General features: G+C 62.5%; 15 protein-coding genes. 10 read left to right on the forward strand and 5 right to left on the reverse strand.

Features of this window, described 5'->3' with window-relative positions:
- Positions 1-65 precede the first annotated feature (65 nt).
- From V6M90_RS01940 to V6M90_RS01955, 4 genes are read left to right on the forward strand one after another with little or no spacing between them, the layout of a single operon-like run.
- Positions 66-1,091 (forward strand): ABC transporter substrate-binding protein, encoded by a 1,026-nt coding sequence (locus V6M90_RS01940; protein WP_003173322.1) that lies wholly within the window; start codon positions 66-68, stop codon positions 1,089-1,091.
- Positions 1,088-2,005 carry an ABC transporter permease gene (locus tag V6M90_RS01945; protein WP_078732733.1) on the forward strand — a complete coding sequence of 306 codons (918 nt, stop codon included), beginning with the start codon at positions 1,088-1,090 and terminating at the stop codon, positions 2,003-2,005. The genes V6M90_RS01940 and V6M90_RS01945 overlap by 4 nt, the downstream gene beginning before the upstream one ends.
- A gap of 6 nt (positions 2,006-2,011) precedes the next feature.
- The gene (locus V6M90_RS01950) at positions 2,012-2,821 is read left to right on the forward strand and encodes an ABC transporter permease (RefSeq protein ID WP_003173320.1); all 810 of its coding nucleotides are present in this window, start codon (positions 2,012-2,014) and stop codon (positions 2,819-2,821) included.
- Between the two features lie 17 nt (positions 2,822-2,838).
- Positions 2,839-3,993: an ABC transporter ATP-binding protein gene (locus tag V6M90_RS01955; RefSeq protein WP_332845992.1), complete on the forward strand. Its 1,155-nt coding sequence runs from the start codon at positions 2,839-2,841 to the stop codon at positions 3,991-3,993.
- A 77-nt stretch (positions 3,994-4,070) separates the two neighbouring features.
- On the opposite strand, the gene V6M90_RS01960 is transcribed toward V6M90_RS01955, so the two are convergent.
- The 5 genes from V6M90_RS01960 to glnT form a co-directional block, all read right to left on the reverse strand.
- A complete protein-coding gene (locus V6M90_RS01960; protein WP_332845993.1) occupies positions 4,071-5,396 on the reverse strand; it encodes an ammonium transporter in 1,326 nt (441 codons plus the stop codon).
- Positions 5,397-5,539: 143 nt separating this feature from the next.
- Positions 5,540-6,862, reverse strand: a complete 1,323-nt coding sequence (locus V6M90_RS01965; protein WP_003173317.1) for an FMN-binding glutamate synthase family protein — start codon at positions 6,860-6,862, stop codon at positions 5,540-5,542.
- A gap of 14 nt (positions 6,863-6,876) precedes the next feature.
- Positions 6,877-7,551: a GltB/FmdC/FwdC-like GXGXG domain-containing protein gene (locus V6M90_RS01970; protein WP_003173316.1), complete on the reverse strand. Its 675-nt coding sequence runs from the start codon at positions 7,549-7,551 to the stop codon at positions 6,877-6,879.
- Positions 7,552-7,562: 11 nt separating this feature from the next.
- The gene (locus V6M90_RS01975; protein WP_003173315.1) at positions 7,563-8,471 is read right to left on the reverse strand and encodes a class II glutamine amidotransferase; all 909 of its coding nucleotides are present in this window, start codon (positions 8,469-8,471) and stop codon (positions 7,563-7,565) included.
- Positions 8,472-8,493: 22 nt separating this feature from the next.
- A complete protein-coding gene (gene glnT, locus V6M90_RS01980; RefSeq protein ID WP_003173314.1) occupies positions 8,494-9,828 on the reverse strand; it encodes a type III glutamate--ammonia ligase in 1,335 nt (444 codons plus the stop codon).
- Positions 9,829-10,109: 281 nt separating this feature from the next.
- Here glnT and V6M90_RS01985 point away from each other — a divergent pair, with 281 nt between their 5' ends.
- From V6M90_RS01985 to V6M90_RS02010, 6 genes are all read left to right on the forward strand, one after another.
- Positions 10,110-10,709: a helix-turn-helix domain-containing protein gene (locus V6M90_RS01985; RefSeq protein WP_003173312.1), complete on the forward strand. Its 600-nt coding sequence runs from the start codon at positions 10,110-10,112 to the stop codon at positions 10,707-10,709.
- A 318-nt stretch (positions 10,710-11,027) separates the two neighbouring features.
- Positions 11,028-11,894, forward strand: a complete 867-nt coding sequence (gene purU / locus V6M90_RS01990; RefSeq protein ID WP_003173311.1) for a formyltetrahydrofolate deformylase — start codon at positions 11,028-11,030, stop codon at positions 11,892-11,894.
- Entirely contained in the window at positions 11,891-12,796 is a 906-nt protein-coding gene (gene folD, locus V6M90_RS01995; protein WP_003173310.1) for a bifunctional methylenetetrahydrofolate dehydrogenase/methenyltetrahydrofolate cyclohydrolase FolD, read from the forward strand. Before purU ends, folD begins: the two co-directional genes overlap by 4 nt.
- Positions 12,778-14,019: an FAD-dependent oxidoreductase gene (locus V6M90_RS02000; protein ID WP_003173309.1), complete on the forward strand. Its 1,242-nt coding sequence runs from the start codon at positions 12,778-12,780 to the stop codon at positions 14,017-14,019. Before folD ends, V6M90_RS02000 begins: the two co-directional genes overlap by 19 nt.
- 13 nt (positions 14,020-14,032) lie before the next feature.
- Positions 14,033-14,332, forward strand: a complete 300-nt coding sequence (locus V6M90_RS02005; protein ID WP_003173308.1) for a sarcosine oxidase subunit delta — start codon at positions 14,033-14,035, stop codon at positions 14,330-14,332.
- Positions 14,329-17,226, forward strand: a complete 2,898-nt coding sequence (locus V6M90_RS02010) for a 2Fe-2S iron-sulfur cluster-binding protein (RefSeq protein ID WP_332845994.1) — start codon at positions 14,329-14,331, stop codon at positions 17,224-17,226. Before V6M90_RS02005 ends, V6M90_RS02010 begins: the two co-directional genes overlap by 4 nt.
- Positions 17,227-17,229 lie beyond the last annotated feature (3 nt).

Here is a 17,229-nt window from a genome sequence, read left to right on the forward strand (position 1 = left end):
CCTACTGCTCCCGATAGGCGGGCATTACCAGCCCGCTCAATAACAAAACAAATGAGGGCGTGAAAATGGTGTTGAACAAACGTGTTACCGCAGTGTTGTTCGCGGGCTTGTTGGCCACGGCCACTCACGCGGCCATGGCGGCCGAAAGCGTCAATTTCGTGAGCTGGGGCGGTAGCACCCAGGATGCGCAGAAGCAGGCGTGGGCTGACCCGTTCAGCAAGGCCAGCGGTATCACCGTGGTGCAGGATGGCCCAACCGACTACGGCAAGCTCAAGGCCATGGTCGAAAGCGGCAACGTGCAGTGGGACGTGGTGGATGTGGAGGCCGACTTCGCCTTGCGCGCCGCCGCCGAAGGCCTGCTCGAACCCCTCGACTTCTCGGTGATCCAGCGCGACAAGATCGACCCGCGTTTCGTCTCCGACCATGGCGTGGGTTCATTCTTCTTCTCCTTCGTGCTCGGCTACAACGAAGGCAAGCTCGGCGCCGGCAAACCGCAGGACTGGACCGCGCTGTTCGACACCAAAACCTACCCCGGCAAACGCGCCCTTTACAAATGGCCCAGCCCTGGCGTGCTCGAATTGGCACTGCTGGCCGATGGCGTCCCCGCCGACAAGCTCTACCCGCTGGACCTGGACCGCGCCTTCAAAAAACTCGACACGATCAAGAAAGACATCGTCTGGTGGGGCGGCGGCGCGCAGTCGCAGCAGCTGTTGGCCTCGGGTGAAGTCAGCATGGGCCAGTTCTGGAACGGCCGCATTCACGCGCTCCAGGAAGACGGCGCGCCGGTCGGCGTAAGCTGGAAGCAGAACCTGGTCATGGCTGACATCCTTGTTGTGCCAAAAGGCAGCAAGAACAAAGCCGCCGCCATGAAGTTCCTGGCCAACGCCAGCAGCGCCAAGGGCCAGGCCGATTTCTCCAACCTGACCGCCTATGCACCGGTCAACATCGACAGCGTGCAACGCCTGGACTCGGTCCTCGCGCCCAACCTGCCGACGGCGTACGTCAAAGACCAGATCACCCTCGATTTCGCCTACTGGGCCAAGAACGGTCCGGCCATTGCAACACGGTGGAATGAATGGCTAGTCAAATGAAAATGACGGCAACCACACCGACCGGGAGCGCCCTCGGCGCTGCCGGCGCGGTACCGGGTAACGCCAACTCGCCGTCCCTGGCACAACGCTGGCGGGGGTCGAGCAACCTGATCCCGGCCCTGCTGTTCCTGGGCTTGTTCTTTCTCGCACCGCTGATCGGCCTGTTGCTGCGCGGCGTGCTGGAACCTACACCGGGCCTGGGCAACTATGAACAGCTGTTCGCCAACTCGGCCTATGCACGGGTGCTGCTCAACACCTTTTCGGTGGCGGGCCTGGTGACCTTGTTCAGCCTGTTGCTGGGCTTTCCGCTGGCTTGGGCGATTACCCTGGTGCCACGCGGTTGGGGCCGCTGGATGCTGAGCATCGTGCTGTTGTCGATGTGGACCAGCTTGCTGGCCCGCACCTATTCCTGGCTGGTGTTGCTGCAAGCATCCGGGGTGATCAACAAGGCGCTGATGGCCATGGGCATCATCGATCAGCCGCTGGAGATGGTGCATAACCTCACCGGCGTGGTGATCGGCATGAGCTACATCATGATTCCGTTCATTGTGCTGCCGTTGCAGGCGACCATGCAGGCCATCGACCCGATGATCCTGCAGGCCGGCTCGATCTGTGGCGCCAGCCCCTGGACCAACTTCTTCCGCGTTTTCCTGCCGCTGTGTCGGCCGGGGCTGTTTTCCGGCGGCTTGATGGTGTTTGTGATGTCCCTCGGTTACTACGTCACCCCGGCACTGCTCGGCGGTGCGCAGAACATGATGCTGCCCGAGTTCATCATCCAGCAGGTGCAGTCGTTCCTCAATTGGGGCCTGGCCAGCGCCGGCGCCGCGTTGCTGATCGTCATCACGCTGGTGCTGTTCTACTTCTACCTGAAGCTTCAGCCGGAATCCCCGGTTGGCGCCAGCAACGCGAGGTAAGCCATCATGCTCCTGACCCCCAACGCCATGAGCCGCAGGATGCGCCTGGGCCTCTATACCACCACCGGCGTGATCGGTCTGTTCCTGCTGTTGCCGATCGTATTTATCGTGCTGCTGTCCTTCGGCTCGTCGCAATGGCTGGTGTTCCCGCCGCCCGGCTGGACGCTCAAATGGTACGGTCAGTTCTTTTCCAATCCCGATTGGATGAACGCCGCCATGGCCAGCCTCAAGGTCGCGGTACTGACCACGGTGTTTGCCGTCGCCCTCGGCCTACCCACTGCGTTTGCCCTGGTTCGCGGGCGCTTTCCTGGCCGCGAGCTGCTCTACGGCCTGTTCACCCTGCCGATGATCGTACCGCTGGTGATCATCGCGGTGGCGGTGTATGCGCTATTCCTCAAGCTCGGCTACACCGGCACGATGTTCGCCTTTGTGGTCAGCCATGTGATCGTCGCGCTGCCGTTTACCATTATCTCGATCATCAACTCGCTGAAGCTGTTCGACCAGTCGATTGAAGACGCGGCGGTGATCTGCGGCGCCTCGCGCTTGCAGGCGGTGTTCAAGGTGACCTTCCCGGCCATTCGCCCCGGCATGGTAGCCGGTGCGCTGTTTGCCTTTCTTGTCTCGTGGGACGAGGTCGTGCTCAGCGTGATGATGGCCAGCCCGACCCTGCAAACCCTTCCCGTGAAAATGTGGACCACCCTGCGCCAGGACCTGACGCCTGTGATCGCCGTCGCCTCGACGCTGCTGATCGGCCTGTCGGTACTGGTCATGGTGATTGCCGCCGCCGTTCGCCGGCGCACCGAAACCCGCGCTTGAGCGCCGAGGATTAAGACATGAGTGCAGTGATCAAAGACCCCGCGCAAACCCCTGGCCAAAGCCTGGTGAGCCTGCGCAACCTGAACAAGTTCTATGGCGAATTTGCTGCCGTGGACAACATCTCGCTGGACATCAAGGACGGCGAATTCCTGACCTTTCTCGGTTCCAGCGGCTCGGGCAAAAGCACCACCTTGTCGATGCTCGCCGGCTTTGAAACGCCGAGCAGCGGCGAGATCCTCGTGGGCGGCCAATCCCTGGTCAACGTACCGCCGCACAAACGCGACATCGGCATGGTGTTCCAGCGTTACTCGCTGTTCCCGCATTTGTCGGTGCGCGACAACATCGCCTTCCCCCTGGCGATCCGCAAACTGGCCAGCGCCGAACGCGAAAAACGCGTCGATGCCATGCTCAAGCTGGTGCAGCTGGAACCCTTCGCCCACCGCCGCCCTTCGCAATTGTCTGGCGGCCAGCAGCAACGGGTCGCCATCGCCCGCGCGCTGGTGTACGAGCCACGCATCCTGCTGATGGACGAACCCCTCGGCGCCCTCGACAAGAAGCTGCGAGAAGACCTGCAAGATGAACTGCGCCAACTGCACCGGCGCCTGGGCATCACCATCGTTTACGTCACCCACGACCAGGAAGAAGCCATGCGCCTGTCCCAGCGCATCGCGATTTTCAGCCACGGCAAGATCGTCGGCCTGGGCAGCGGCTTCGACTTGTACCAGAACCCGCCGAACGCGTTCGTGGCGTCGTTCCTCGGCAACTCCAACTTTCTCAAGCTCAAGGCCCAGGGCAATGCGGTGGCGTCGTTCGAAGGCCAGTCGCTGTCAATCCGCCTGACCAGCGGGCTGCACACCGAGCAAGACGTACTGCTGATGGTACGCCCGGAAAAAGCCCTGGCGCTGAGCGTCGAACAGGCCGCCGAGCAACCGTTGGTGGCGGGCTGGAATGAAGTGTCGGCGATTGTGGGTGAAGTGCTGTTTCTTGGTGAAAGCCAGACCTGCACGGTGAAAACCCTCGGCGGCACCTCGATGACAGTCAAGGCACTGTCCGCTGCAGGCATGCCGCTCAAGGCCGGCGACCCGGTGCGCGTGCGCTGGGCGACGGCGGATGCGTGTGTGTATACCGAGTGGACGGAGAGTGATTTGAACAAGGCGGCTGGGGCGCATTGAGCTTCCCCATGTCGAGATCAATGTGGAAGGGGCTTGTCCCCTCCCCCATTTTGAGCTGCATTCATCCAGTCGAACGATCAGTGGTTGTAGGCCCGCTCGTTATGCTCGGCCAGGTCCAGCCCCATTTCTTCCACCGATTCATGCGCACGCAGGCCGACCAGGGCGTTGACCACCTTGAGGATGATCCAGCTGATCACGAAGCAGTACACCGTGGTCAGCAACACGCCTTTGATCTGGGCCACCACTTGGGCGCCCATGGTCACGCCTTCCACCAGGCCGCCCATGGACGGTACGCAGAACACACCGGTCAACACTGCACCGATCATGCCGCCGATGCCGTGCAGACCGAACACGTCGAGGCTGTCGTCGTAGCCGAAGCGGCGCTTGAGCACCGTCACGCTCAAGTAGCAGAACACCCCGCACAGCAAGCCGATAGCCAACGCACCGCCGACGCCGACATACGCGCACGCCGGGGTGATGCCCACCAGACCGGCCAACGCGCCGCTGGCCAGGCCCAGGGCGCTCGGTTTGCCGACCTTGAACCACTCGGTGAACATCCAGCCCAGAATCCCGGCGCACGCACCCAGCTGGGTATTGAGCATGACAATTCCCGAGGTACCGTTGAGGCCGCCACCGGAGCCGATATTGAAGCCGAACCAGCCCACCCACAGCATGGCCGCGCCGGCCATGGTCAGGCTGAGGTTATGCGCCGGCATCGGCGTGTTCTGGTAGCCCTTGCGCTTGCCGAGGATCAGGCACGCGGCGAGCGCAGCCACACCGGCATTGATGTGCACGGCGGTGCCGCCGGCAAAATCGAGCACACCCCAGTTATGCATCAAGGCCCCTGAACCGCCCCACACCATGTGCGCCACCGGGGCATACACCAGGGTGAACCAGAGGGCCATGAACCACAGCGCCGCCGAAAACTTCATGCGCTCGGCAAACGCCCCGGCGATCAGCGCCGGCGTGATGATCGCGAAGGTCATCTGGAAGGTCACGAACACCCCTTCCGGAATATCCCCCACCAGGCTCTCGGGGGTCATCCCGGCCAGGAAGGCGCGACTCAGCCCGCCGACAAAACTGTTGAAGGTCACCTGCCCCTCGACCATGCCGGTGGTATCGACCACCATGCTGTAGCCGTAGATCACCCACAGCACGCCCACCAACCCGGCGATACCGAAGCACTGGGTGAACAGCGAGAGCATGTTTTTCGCGCGGACCAGTCCGCCATAGAACAACGCAAGCCCCGGCAAGCACATGAACAGTACGAGCACGGCGGCGGTGACCATCCAGGCGGTGCTGCCGGTGTTCAAGGTGGGTGCATCGGCGGCGTACGCCAAAGGTGCAAAGGCACCGGCCGCCAATAAGCCGAAAAGGGATGTGCAGAGAAGACGATTGACCATGTTCAAAGCTCCTGCAAAAGAAAGGGGAAGTGCCTGGTTGTAGTGAGCGGGCTTGTCCCGCGCCGGGGTGCGAAGCGCCCCTGAAAAGCCGTCTCCAGCTGCGCTGTCGAGCGCGGGGCAAGCCCGCTCACCACAGAAGCCCGCTAGTAACCGGAACCGGGGATCCAGCTGGTCCCCGCCAACGGCACCCGGGCCATGGCGGCCGATTCCACGGTCAGCGCCACCAGGTCCTCGGGGTCGAGGTTGTGCAGGTGCGACTTGCCGCACGCACGGGCCATGGTCTGCGCCTCCAGTACCATCACCCGCAGGTAATTGGCCAGGCGTCGCCCGCCTTCCACCGGGTCCAGGCGCTTGGACAGCTCCGGGTCCTGGGTAGTGATCCCGGCCGGGTCGCGGCCGTTCTGCCAGTCGTCGTAGAAGCCGGCGGCCGAGCCGATTTTTTTCAACTCCGCATCCAGCCGAGGGTGGTTGTCACCCAAGGCAATCAGCGCCGCCGTGCCGATGGCCACCGCATCCGCGCCCATCGCCATGGCCTTGGCCACGTCGGCACCATTGCGAATCCCGCCCGACACGATCAACTGGACCTTGCGGTGCATGCCCATCTCCTGCAAAGCCTGTACCGCTTGGGGAATAGCCGACAAAATCGGGATGCCCACATGCTCGATAAACACTTCCTGGGTCGCGGCGGTGCCGCCTTGCATGCCGTCGAGCACGATCACATCGGCCCCCGCCTTGACCGCCAGCTTCACGTCGTAATACGGCCGGCTGGCGCCGATCTTCACGTAGATCGGTTTTTCCCAATCGGTGATTTCGCGCAGCTCGGCAATCTTGATTGCCAGATCGTCAGGGCCGGTCCAGTCCGGGTGGCGGCAGGCGCTGCGCTGGTCCACACCGATAGGCAAGGTGCGCATGCCGGCCACGCGCTCGGTGACCTTCATGCCCAGCAACATGCCGCCGCCACCGGGCTTGGCGCCCTGGCCGAGAACGATCTCGATGGCATCGGCCTTGCGCAAATCATCCGGGTTCATGCCGTAGCGCGACGGCAGGTACTGATACACCAGATGCTGGGATTGGCCGCGTTCTTCCGGAGTCATGCCGCCGTCACCGGTGGTGGTACTGGTGCCGGCGATGGTCGCGCCGCGGCCCAGGGCTTCCTTGGCATTGGCCGACAACGCGCCGAAACTCATGCCGGCGATGGTCACCGGAATCTTCAAATGGATCGGCTTCTTGGCGAAGCGGTTGCCGAGGATCACGTCGGTGCCGCACTTCTCGCGATAGCCTTCCAGCGGGTAACGCGACACGCTGGCGCCGAGCAGCAGCAAGTCATCGAAGTGCGGCAGCTTGCGCTTGGTGCCGCCACCGCGAATGTCGTAGATGCCGGTTTCGGCGGCGCGCTGGATTTCCTGGATGGTCAGGCGGTCGAAGGTCGCCGACTCGCGCAGGACCGGAGGGGTTTGTTCAGTCATGGTGGAGCTCCTGATCAGTACGCGGAGGCGTTGTCGACTTTGAAGTTGTAGAGTTGGCGGGCCGAACCGTAGCGCTTGAAGTCCGCCGCCTGATGGGCAAAACCGGCGCGATCCAGCAGTTCCTGCAGCTCTTGCAGGTGCTCATTGCGCATCTCTTTTTCGACACAGTCCGAGCCCAGGGACTCCACCGTGCCTTTGACATAGATATGGGTTTCATACAGCGAATCGCCCAACGCATCGCCGGCGTCGCCGCACACCACCAGACGCCCGGCCTGGCCCATGAAGCAGCTCATATGGCCGATGCTGCCGCCGACGACGATGTCGATGCCCTTCATGGAGATCCCGCAACGGGCGCCCGCGTCACCCTCGATCACCAGCAAACCACCATGGGCCGTCGCCCCGGCGGCCTGGGACGCGCTGCCTTTGACGCGCACCGAGCCGGACATCATGTTCTCGGCGCAGCCCACGCCGACATTGCCGTGCACAGTGATCGACGCCTGCTGGTTCATGCCCGCGCAGTAGTAACCGGCGTGGCCCTCGATATCGATGGACACCGGCTGGTTCACCCCGACGGCGAGGTTGTGCTTGCCGTTGGAATGGGTGACGCGCCATTCGTTGTCGAGCACCGGTGCATGCAGCGCCTGGTTGAGGTCACGCACGGTGGCGGTGGAAAGATCGATGGTTTTCATGTGTGCGCTCCTTAAGCTGCTGTCTCGCGTTCCCAGATGTACAACGTGGCCGGGGCGGGCTCCCAGATCCGCGCGTTCTCGATGCCCGGCAGACTCGACAGCGCCTGGTACTCCGAGGCCATGGCCACGTAGTCGTCGGTCTCGGCGAGGATCGCCGGCTTGCAGGCAATCGGGTCGCGGATCACCGCAAAACCGTTGCGCGTGCCGATGGCAAAGGTGAAGAAGCCGTCGAGGTCTTCCAGGGAGTGGTCCAGCGCCTCTTTGAGCGAGTCGCCCTGTTGCAAACGCCAGGTCAGGTATCCGGCGGCGACTTCGGTGTCGTTGTCGGTTTCGAACTGAATGCCTTCGCGCTTGAGCTCCTGGCGCAGGCGGAAGTGGTTGGACAGCGAGCCGTTGTGCACCAGGCACAGGTCGGCGCCGGTGGAAAACGGGTGGCTGCCTTCCATGGTCACCGCGCTTTCGGTGGCCATGCGGGTGTGGCCGATGATGTGGCTGCCCTGCATGCTGGCCAGGCCGAAGCGCTGGGAAATTTCCTCAGGCAGGCCCATGCCCTTGAGGATTTCGATGCTCCGTCCGGCACTCATGATGCGCACGCTCGGCGCCAGTTCGGCCAGGGCCAGGCGCACCGGGGCTTCGTCGGCGTGGATCTTCAGCACAGCGGCACTGGCGTTCTGGAACCAGTCCAGCGAACAACCCAGACGCCCTTCCAGCGCGCCCATCAAAGCGTTCCAATCGAAGGCGTCGGTGGTGGCTTGCAGGGTCAGCTTGACCCAACCATCGGCGACTTCATCGCCGTAGATGGCAAACCCCGCACTGTCCGGGCCACGGTCAGTCATGGCGTGCAGCATGGGTTCAAACAACTTGCCGAGCTGGGGTTCCAGCCGCGGATTTTTCAGGTACAGGCCTACGATTCCACACATAACAAGTCTCCGTCACACGGTGTCAGAAAAATTCGGTGTAGCGCTGGATTTCCCAGTCGCTCACATGGCGGCTGTATTCCACCCACTCCATGCGCTTGAGCTTGATGAACTCGCCCACGATCTGCGGCCCCAGCACCTCGGCGAACAACGCGTCGGCTTCCAGCGCGTCGCAGGCCTCCTTGAGCGATTGCGGCAGGGTCTTGATGCCGCGCTCGGCGATCTGCTCCAGGCTCAGGCTGTAGAGGTTTTCGTTGCAGACATGGTCGATTTCCAATTGCCGATCGATGCCGTCCAGGCCCGCCGCGATGATCGCGGCGCTGACCAGATACGGGTTGCAACCGGCGTCCGGCAGGCGGAACTCCAGACGGCCGTAAGGCACGCGCACCATGGCCGAACGGTTGTTGGCGCCAAACGCAATGAAGGCAGGGGCCCACGTCGCGCCGGACAACGAATTGCCCACCACCAGGCGCTTATAGGAGTTGACTGTGGGCGCGGCGAACGCACACAGCGCCGGGCCATGGGCGAGCAGGCCGGCGGCGAAGTGATAGGCCAGTTTCGACAGGCCCATGCCGCTCGGGTCGCTGGCGTCATGGAACAGGTTTTTGTTATCAAAGCTGCTGATCGACAGGTGAAAGTGCATGCCGTTGCCGGCGCGTTTCGGGTCGGGCTTGGGCATGAAGGAACAGATCATGCCCAGTTCATTGGCGATCTCGCCGGCGGCCATGCGAAAGAAGGTGAAACGGTCGGCCGAGGTCAAGGCATCGCTGTAGGTGTAGTTGATCTCGAACTGGCCGTTGGCGTCTTCGTGGTCGATTTGATAGACCTCGAAATCCACTGCCTGCAAGGCTTCGGTCAGGCGCTCGAGGAACACCCGCGAACGCGACAGGCCCTTGTAGTCGTAGCAGGGCTTGTCGAGGTTGTCGCTGGGGTCGACCAGTTGCAACGTGCCTTGCTCGTCGCGGCGCATCAGGTTGAACTCGGGCTCCAGACCGGTGTTCAGCGTCCAGCCCTTGTCCTGCAGGCGCTGCACCTGCTGTTGCAACACGTAGCGGCTGTCGTAGGGATGAGGCTTGCCATCGACATGGCCGACGCACACCACCCGGCCGTACCCCGGCTGCCACGGCACCGGGGTCAATGTCGACAGATCGCCACGCGCCATGAAGTCCGGACCATGGGGCTCCATGCCCATGCCGCTGATGGCGAACCCGGCAAACCCCGCGCCCTCTTCGGCCACCGTCTTGAGCCCGCAGATGGGCACCGACTTGGTCTTGGCCGCACCGTGTATATCCACAAACTGCGCAAGCACGTACTTGATCCCGTGCTTGTCGATGATGCGCTGGGTTTCTGCTGGCAACATTGCGTGACACTCCTCGCGAAAGGCAAAACAGTGTGGAGGGGCTTGACTGTCTTTTTATTCCTAAAAAGAAAGTTAGTTTCTCTACAGGAATGCAATAGCCTTGCCAGCTTCGCGAATGGCACATCGACGTGCCGGAGAAAGCGCTTTTGTGCTGTATATATGGGAAAATTCTTTTCCCTGTGGGAATACGCAGCCAGGAACGGCCATCAAGAGCCAGCGCTTGCACTTTCCCAGTGCGAAATTAATATTACTGAACGGAAACCGTGCAGGATCTGATGACTATGTCCACCGAAACCGCCCCCCGCCTCAAGCTCGAGCAATACCTGGGTCTGCAGATCAAGCGCCAGCGCCAGGCCCAGGATCTCAAGCTGTCCGACGTTGCCAAGATTGCCGACATCAGCCAAGGCATGTTGAGCAAGATTGAAAACGCCCAGGTCTCTACCAGTCTGGATACCCTGAGCCGCTTATGTGATGTGCTTGGGCTGCCTCTATCCAAGTTGTTCAGTGAATATGACCAGCAGGACGGCAGCGCCCTGCTGGTCAAGGGTGATCAGGGCATGGAAGTGGTGCGCCGGGGAACCGAGAAGGGCCATACCTACCACCTGCTCAACCATACGCGCGGGCCGAAGAAGAGTTTCGAGGCGTACATGGTGAGCATGGATGATGCGAGCGAGGAGTTTCCGACGTTCTCCCACCCCGGCACCGAGTTTCTGCATTTGCTGGAGGGTGAGTTGATTTACCGGCATGGCAATCAGCTGTATCGCATGGAAGCTGGCGACAGCCTGACCTTTGAAGGCGAGATTCCCCATGGGCCTGAGCAGTTGGTGCAGGTGCCGATTCGGTTGTTGTCGATCATGAATTATGGAAGTGACAAGGAGTAACCCAGGACTGGCAAGCACAAAGATCCAATGTGGTGGGGCCTGCTTGCGACGGCTGAGAGTCAGTCACTTATTTGTTAACTGAGTCCGCGTCATCGGGAGCGAGCTCCTCCCCCATTTCAGCCTGCTCATCCCACTTAAAAAATTCCTATCAGTTAAAAAACTTTCCAAAAACGCTGGACGCCCCGCCCCCTCCTCCCCTATAAAGCCATCTCAGGAATATATTATTCCTAACAAGAAAACGCGCTCAAGGAATGAGCCTGCTGTCCTCAGACATTTTCGCTATGCGATGAGCTGCCGCCATCACCCCGAGGACGTGTCATGCAACACGAGAAAAACCATTTCATCATCAAGGTCACCTGCCCCGCCGTGTCCGGCATCGTCGCTGCCGTCACCACCTACCTGGCGGACAATGCGTGCTATATCGGGGAGATGGCGCAGTTCGACGATGATTTCAGCGGCCGCTTTTTCATGCGTGCGGTGTTCCGTTTCAACGATGGGCATGAGGGCGACCTGCAACAGATCAAAGACGGTTTCGCCGAGGTCGCCCAAGCGTTCGACATGCAGTGGGAGCTGCACGACACCCGCGAGCCGATGCGCGTGATGCTGATGGTGAGCAAGTTCGACCACTGCTTAACCGACCTGCTCTACCGCTACCACAAGGGCGAGATGGACATGACGATCACCGCCATCGTCTCCAACCACCTCGACCTGCGGCCCATGGCCGAGCGCGAGGGTATTCGCTTTATCTATCTGCCGGTGTCCAGGGACAACAAAGCCGCGCAGGAAGCCGAGCTGATGAAGATCGTCGATGACACCCGCACCGAGCTGGTGGTGTTGGCGCGCTACATGCAGATCCTCTCCGACGACCTGTGCCGGCAACTGTCGGGGCGGGCGATCAATATTCATCATTCGTTCCTGCCCGGTTTCAAAGGCGCCAAGCCTTATCACCAGGCCTATCAGCGTGGGGTGAAGCTGATCGGTGCCACCGCGCACTATGTGACCCGCGACCTGGATGAGGGCCCGATCATCGAGCAGCAAGTGCAGCGCGTCGACCACGTGTACAAGCCCGACGATCTGGTCGCCATCGGCCGCGACACCGAAACCGTGGCCCTGTCCAAGGCGGTCAAGTACCACCTGGAGCACCGGGTGTTTCTCAATCAGGACAGAACGGTGGTGTTCCGGTGAGCGCGGCTAAACTGATTGATGGCAAAGCCGCGGCCGCTCGCGTGCTGCTGCAAGTGCGTGAAGACGTGGCGCGCCTGCTCGCGCAAGACATTCAACCGGCCCTGGCCGTGATCCTGGTGGGCAGCGACCCGGCCAGCCAGGTGTATGTGCGCAACAAGATCCTGCGCGCCGACGAGGTGGGCATCCGCTCCCTGGAACACCGTCTGCCCGGCGACACCAGCACCGAACAACTGCTGATCCTGATCGGCCAATTGAACACCAACCCGGCGATCCACGGCATCCTCCTGCAACTGCCGCTGCCGGCGCAGATCGACGAACTGCGCGCACTGGAAGCCATCGCACCGCATAAGGACGTGGACGGTTTCCACAGCCAGAACGTCGGCGGTCTCAGCCAGGGTCGCGCGGTGCTCATGCCGTGCACGCCGAGCGGTTGCCTGTATCTGCTGGAGCAAACCTGCGGCGACCTGCGCGGGAAACACGCGGTGGTCATCGGCCGTTCGAACATTGTCGGCAAACCCATGGCCGCGCTGCTGCTCAAGGCCGATTGCTCGGTGACCGTGCTGCACTCACGCAGCCAGAACGCGCAGGCGCTGTGCCGACAGGCCGATATCGTGATCGCCGCCGTAGGCCGCGCCCGCTTGGTTGACGCGAGCTGGTTGAAGCCCGGCGCGGTGGTCATCGACGTGGGCATCAACCGCATCGACGACGACGGCCGCAGCCGCCTGGTGGGCGATGTCGACTTCGACAGCGCCCTGCCCCATGTCGCCGCCATTACCCCGGTGCCCGGTGGTGTCGGGCCGATGACCATTGCCTTCCTGATGAAAAACACCGTGGCCGCCGCCCTGGCGCAACACCACGCCCAACGCAGCCGATCGGAGGCCGTATGCCATTCAATCTATTGAAATATGGGCTGAGTTCGCAGTACCCGGTGGAAGTGGATCTGCCACCGCCCAAGGAACTCAAGGCCCGCTATGACGTAGTGATCATCGGCGCCGGTGGCCATGGCCTGGCCACCGCCTATTACCTGGCCAAGTACCACGGCATCACCAATATCGCGGTGCTGGAAAAGGCCTACCTGGGCGGCGGCAATACCGCGCGCAATACCGCAGTGATCCGTTCCAACTACCTCACCAGCGAGGGCGTTCGTTTCTACGCCGAGTCGGTAAAGATGTTCCAGGCGCTGTCCAACGAATTCGACTTCAACATCATGTATTCCGAGCGCGGCCAACTGACCCTGGCCCACACCGACGCTACCGTGCGTTCGTTCCGCCAGCGTGCCGAAGTGAACAAGCACTTCGGCGGGCGCACCGAGATGATCGACCGCCAGCAGATCCGCGAGCTGGTGCCCAGCCTCAACCTCGACCCCGGCCATTTGCCGGTGATCGCCGGGCTCTGGCATATCGACGGCGCCACCGCGCGCCACGATGCCGTGGCCTGGGGCTACGCCAAGCAGGCAGCCAAGCGCGGCGTGGAAATCCATCAACTCACCGAAGTGCAGGACCTGGTGATCGAAAACGGCGCTATCACCGCGGTGAAAACCAACCGCGGTACGATCCAGTGCGGCTGCGCGGTGCAGGCGATTGCCGGGCACAGTTCGTTGCTGATGGCCAAGGCCGGCATCCGCTCGCCGATTCAGACTTTCCCGTTGCAGGCGATGGTCACGCAGCCGTTCAAGCCGTTCCTTGACCCTCTGGTGAGTTCGTCGGCCCTGCACTGCTATGTGCAGCAAACCAGTCGCGGCGAAGTGGTATTTGGCGGCGGTTCCGACCCCTACCCGCTGTTCAACACGCGCTCCACCCTGGACCTGAAAGAAAGCCTGCTGGCCCATGCCATCGAAATGTTCCCGTTCCTGGCCAATGCCAAGTTGATGCGCCAGTGGGCCGGGATCACCGACATGACCCCCGACTACAGCCCGATCATGGGCCTGTCGCCGGTGAAAAATTACTACCTCGACGCCGGCTGGGGCACCTGGGGTTTCAAGGCCACGCCGATCTGCGGCAAGACCATGGCCGAACTGGTCGCCAGCGGCGGCAAGGTGCCGGAGTTGATCAAGCCGTTTGGTCTGGAACGCTTCTCGACCTTCCAGCAAGTCAACGAAATGGGCGCCACAGCGGCCAGCCACTGACGGAGAGCAGACGATGAAAATCATGATGTGCCCGCTCAACGGGCCGCGCAATATCAGCGAATTCACCTACGGCGGCGAGTTCAAGCCGATGCCCGACCCGGTCAATTGCAGCGACGCCGAATGGGCCGACTACGTGTTCAACACCGACAACCTCGCCGGTGTGGTGCGCGAATGGTGGATGCACACACCCTCAAGCTACTGGTTCCTCGCCGAGCGCCACACGGTCACCGATGAGATCGTGCGCACCTTCGATCCCCGCGAAGTGTTCACCACCCGCGTCGACTTCAACACCGCCAAGGAGATCGCCGGATGAACCGCCTTCCCGCCCCCATGGGCTTGCTGATCCAGCGTGACCAGCCACTCGACTTCAGTTTTGACGGCCTGCCCTACCAAGGTTTGCAGGGCGACAGCATCGCCAGCGCCCTGCTCGCCAACGGACGCTTTCTGATGTCGCGCTCGTTCAAGTACCACCGTCCACGCGGCCCGTTGACCATGGCCGGCCAGGATGCCAACAGCCTGGTGCAACTGCCCCGGGAGCCCAATGTGTTGGCCGATGCCCACGCGCTGTCCGCCGGTTTGGCGGTGACTGCGCAGAACGTCAACGGCTCGCTGGATAACGACAGGGACGCCTACCTGGGCAAGTTTTCCAAATTCATGCCGGTGGGTTTTTACTACCGTTCGTTCTACAAGCCCAAGGGCATGTGGAAAGTCTGGGAGCCGATCATTCGCAAAAAGGCTGGCCTGGGCGTGCTCGACTTGTCCTTTGCGCCTGAGTATTACGACAAGGCCTACCTGTTTACCGACCTGGCGGTGATCGGTGCCGGACCGGCCGGGTTGCAGGCCGCGCTGACTGCCGCGAACGCCGGGGCCAAGGTGCTGCTGATCGAACAGCAGCCGATCCTCGGCGGTTCGCTGACCTACGCACGCTTCGATATCGAAGGCACCCGTGCCGACCGCCTGCGCCACGAACTGATCGACGCGGTGCAGCAACACGCCAATATCCAGGTGCTGACCGACGCCACCTGCAACGCCTGGTTTACCGACAACTACCTGCCGGTGATCCAGGGCAAACGCCTGTACAAAGTGCGTGCGCGCCAGTGCCTGGTGTGCAGCGGCTCGTTCGACCAGCCGGTGATTTTTCGCAACAACGACCTGCCGGGGGTGATGCTGACCAGCGCCGCGCAACGCCTGATGAAGCTCTATGCGGTCAAGCCGGGCAAACGTGCCGTGGTGCTTACCGGCAACGATGACGGCTACCTGGCGGCCCTCGATCTGCATGACCAGGGCGTGGACGTGGCGGCCGTGATCGACTTGCGCCATGCCCCGGCGGACAGCGCCCTGCCTGCGGCCCTGGCCCGGCGCAAGATCCCGTGCCACACCAACAGCACGGTATTCGAGGCCCTGCATGAAAAAGGCCTGCGTCATGTGAAGGGCGTCGACGTGCGCCAGATCACCGGCCAGGGCCAGGTCAGCGCCAGCGCGCAGGTGATCGACTGCGACCTGCTGTGCATGTCGGCCGGCTACATGCCGGTGTATCAACTGCTGTGCCAGGCCGGCGGCAAGCTGGCGTATGACGACCGGCGCGCAGAGTTCAGTCTCAGTGGCCTGCCACGGAACCTGCGCGTGGCCGGCTCCGTGAACGGTCGGCACCAGTTGGACAACGTGCTGGCAGACGCCACCCATGCCGCCGCCGACAGTGTGCTCACCCTCGGCATGTCTACTGCCAGCCCACCCGCGCCGCTGCGCAGTGAAGCCCAGGTCAATTTCAACTGGCCGATTTTTCCGCATCCCAAGGGCAAGGACTTCGTCGATTTTGACGAAGACCTGCAAGTGGCGGATATCGTCAACGCCACGCGCATCGGCTACCGCGATGTGCAGTTGGTCAAACGTTATTCCACCGTGGGCATGGGCCCGTCCCAGGGCCGCCATTCGGCGCTGCCCACCGCGCGGCTGGTGGCCTGGGCGACCCAACGCAATATCAGTGAAACCGGAGTCACCACCGCGCGGCCGCCGTTCGTCGCGGAGAAACTCGCGCATGTGGCCGGGCGGGCCTTCGATCCCTACCGGCAAACACCGATGCATGCGCGCCACGTGCAGGCCGGCGCGAAAATGATGCCCGCCGGTATCTGGCAGCGCCCGGCGTATTACGGCAAGGCCCAGCACCGCGAGGCGTGCATGCAGGCCGAAGCGCTGCATGTGCGCAACAAGGTCGGGCTGATCGACGTCTCGACCCTCGGCGGCCTCGACGTGCGCGGCCCCGATGCCGCCGAATTGCTCAACCGGATGTACACCTTTGCGTTCATCAAGCAACCCGTGGGCCGTTCGCGTTATGCGCTGATGACCAACGAACACGGCGTGGTGATCGACGACGGCGTGTGCGCACGGCTGGCCGACAACCATTTCTACGTCACCGCCACCACCAGCGGCGTCGACCGCATCTACCAGCAGATGCTCAAGTGGAACGCGCAATGGCGCCTGGACGTCGACGTCACCAACGTCACGGCGGCGATCTGCGCGGTGAACGTGGCCGGACCGGACTCGCGCAAGGTGCTCGAGCAGGTCTGCGGCGACCTCGACCTGAGCGCCGAAGGTTTCCCTTACCTCGGCGTACGCCAGGGTACGGTCGCGGGGATCAAGGCGCGTCTGCTGCGGGTCGGATTCGTCGGCGAGCTGGGCTATGAAATCCACGTTTGCGCGCGCCACGGCCTGGCGCTGTGGGACGCGCTGATGGCAGCCGGCAAGGCCTTCGACATTCGCCCCTTCGGCGTCGAAACCCAACGCCTGCTGCGCCTGGAAAAAGGTCACGTGATCATCAGCCAGGACACCGACGGCATGACCCACCCGGCAGAAATCGACATGGGCTGGGCGGTGAGCCGCAACAAGCCGTTTTTCGTCGGCCGACGCTCGGTGGACATCCTCGAAGCCCAACCGCTGAAGCGCAAACTGGTGGGTTTCACCTTGCCCAAGGGCAGCGTGCAACCGCTGGAAGGTCACTTGGTGCTCAACGGCCCGGACATCAGCGGCAACGTCACCTCCTGCGAATACTCCACGACCCTGGGCCGCATCATCGGCCTGGCCTATGCCGGGGTCGAGCAAAGCACACCGGGGCAGCGCATTCCGATTCGTGTCGAGGGCGGCATTGTCGTCCAGGCCGAAGTGGTGCAACTGCCGTTCTTCGACCCCGCCAACACCCGCCAGGAGGGTTAAGCC

The organism is Pseudomonas lactucae (assembly GCF_036688725.1).
Taxonomy (GTDB): domain Bacteria; phylum Pseudomonadota; class Gammaproteobacteria; order Pseudomonadales; family Pseudomonadaceae; genus Aquipseudomonas; species Aquipseudomonas lactucae.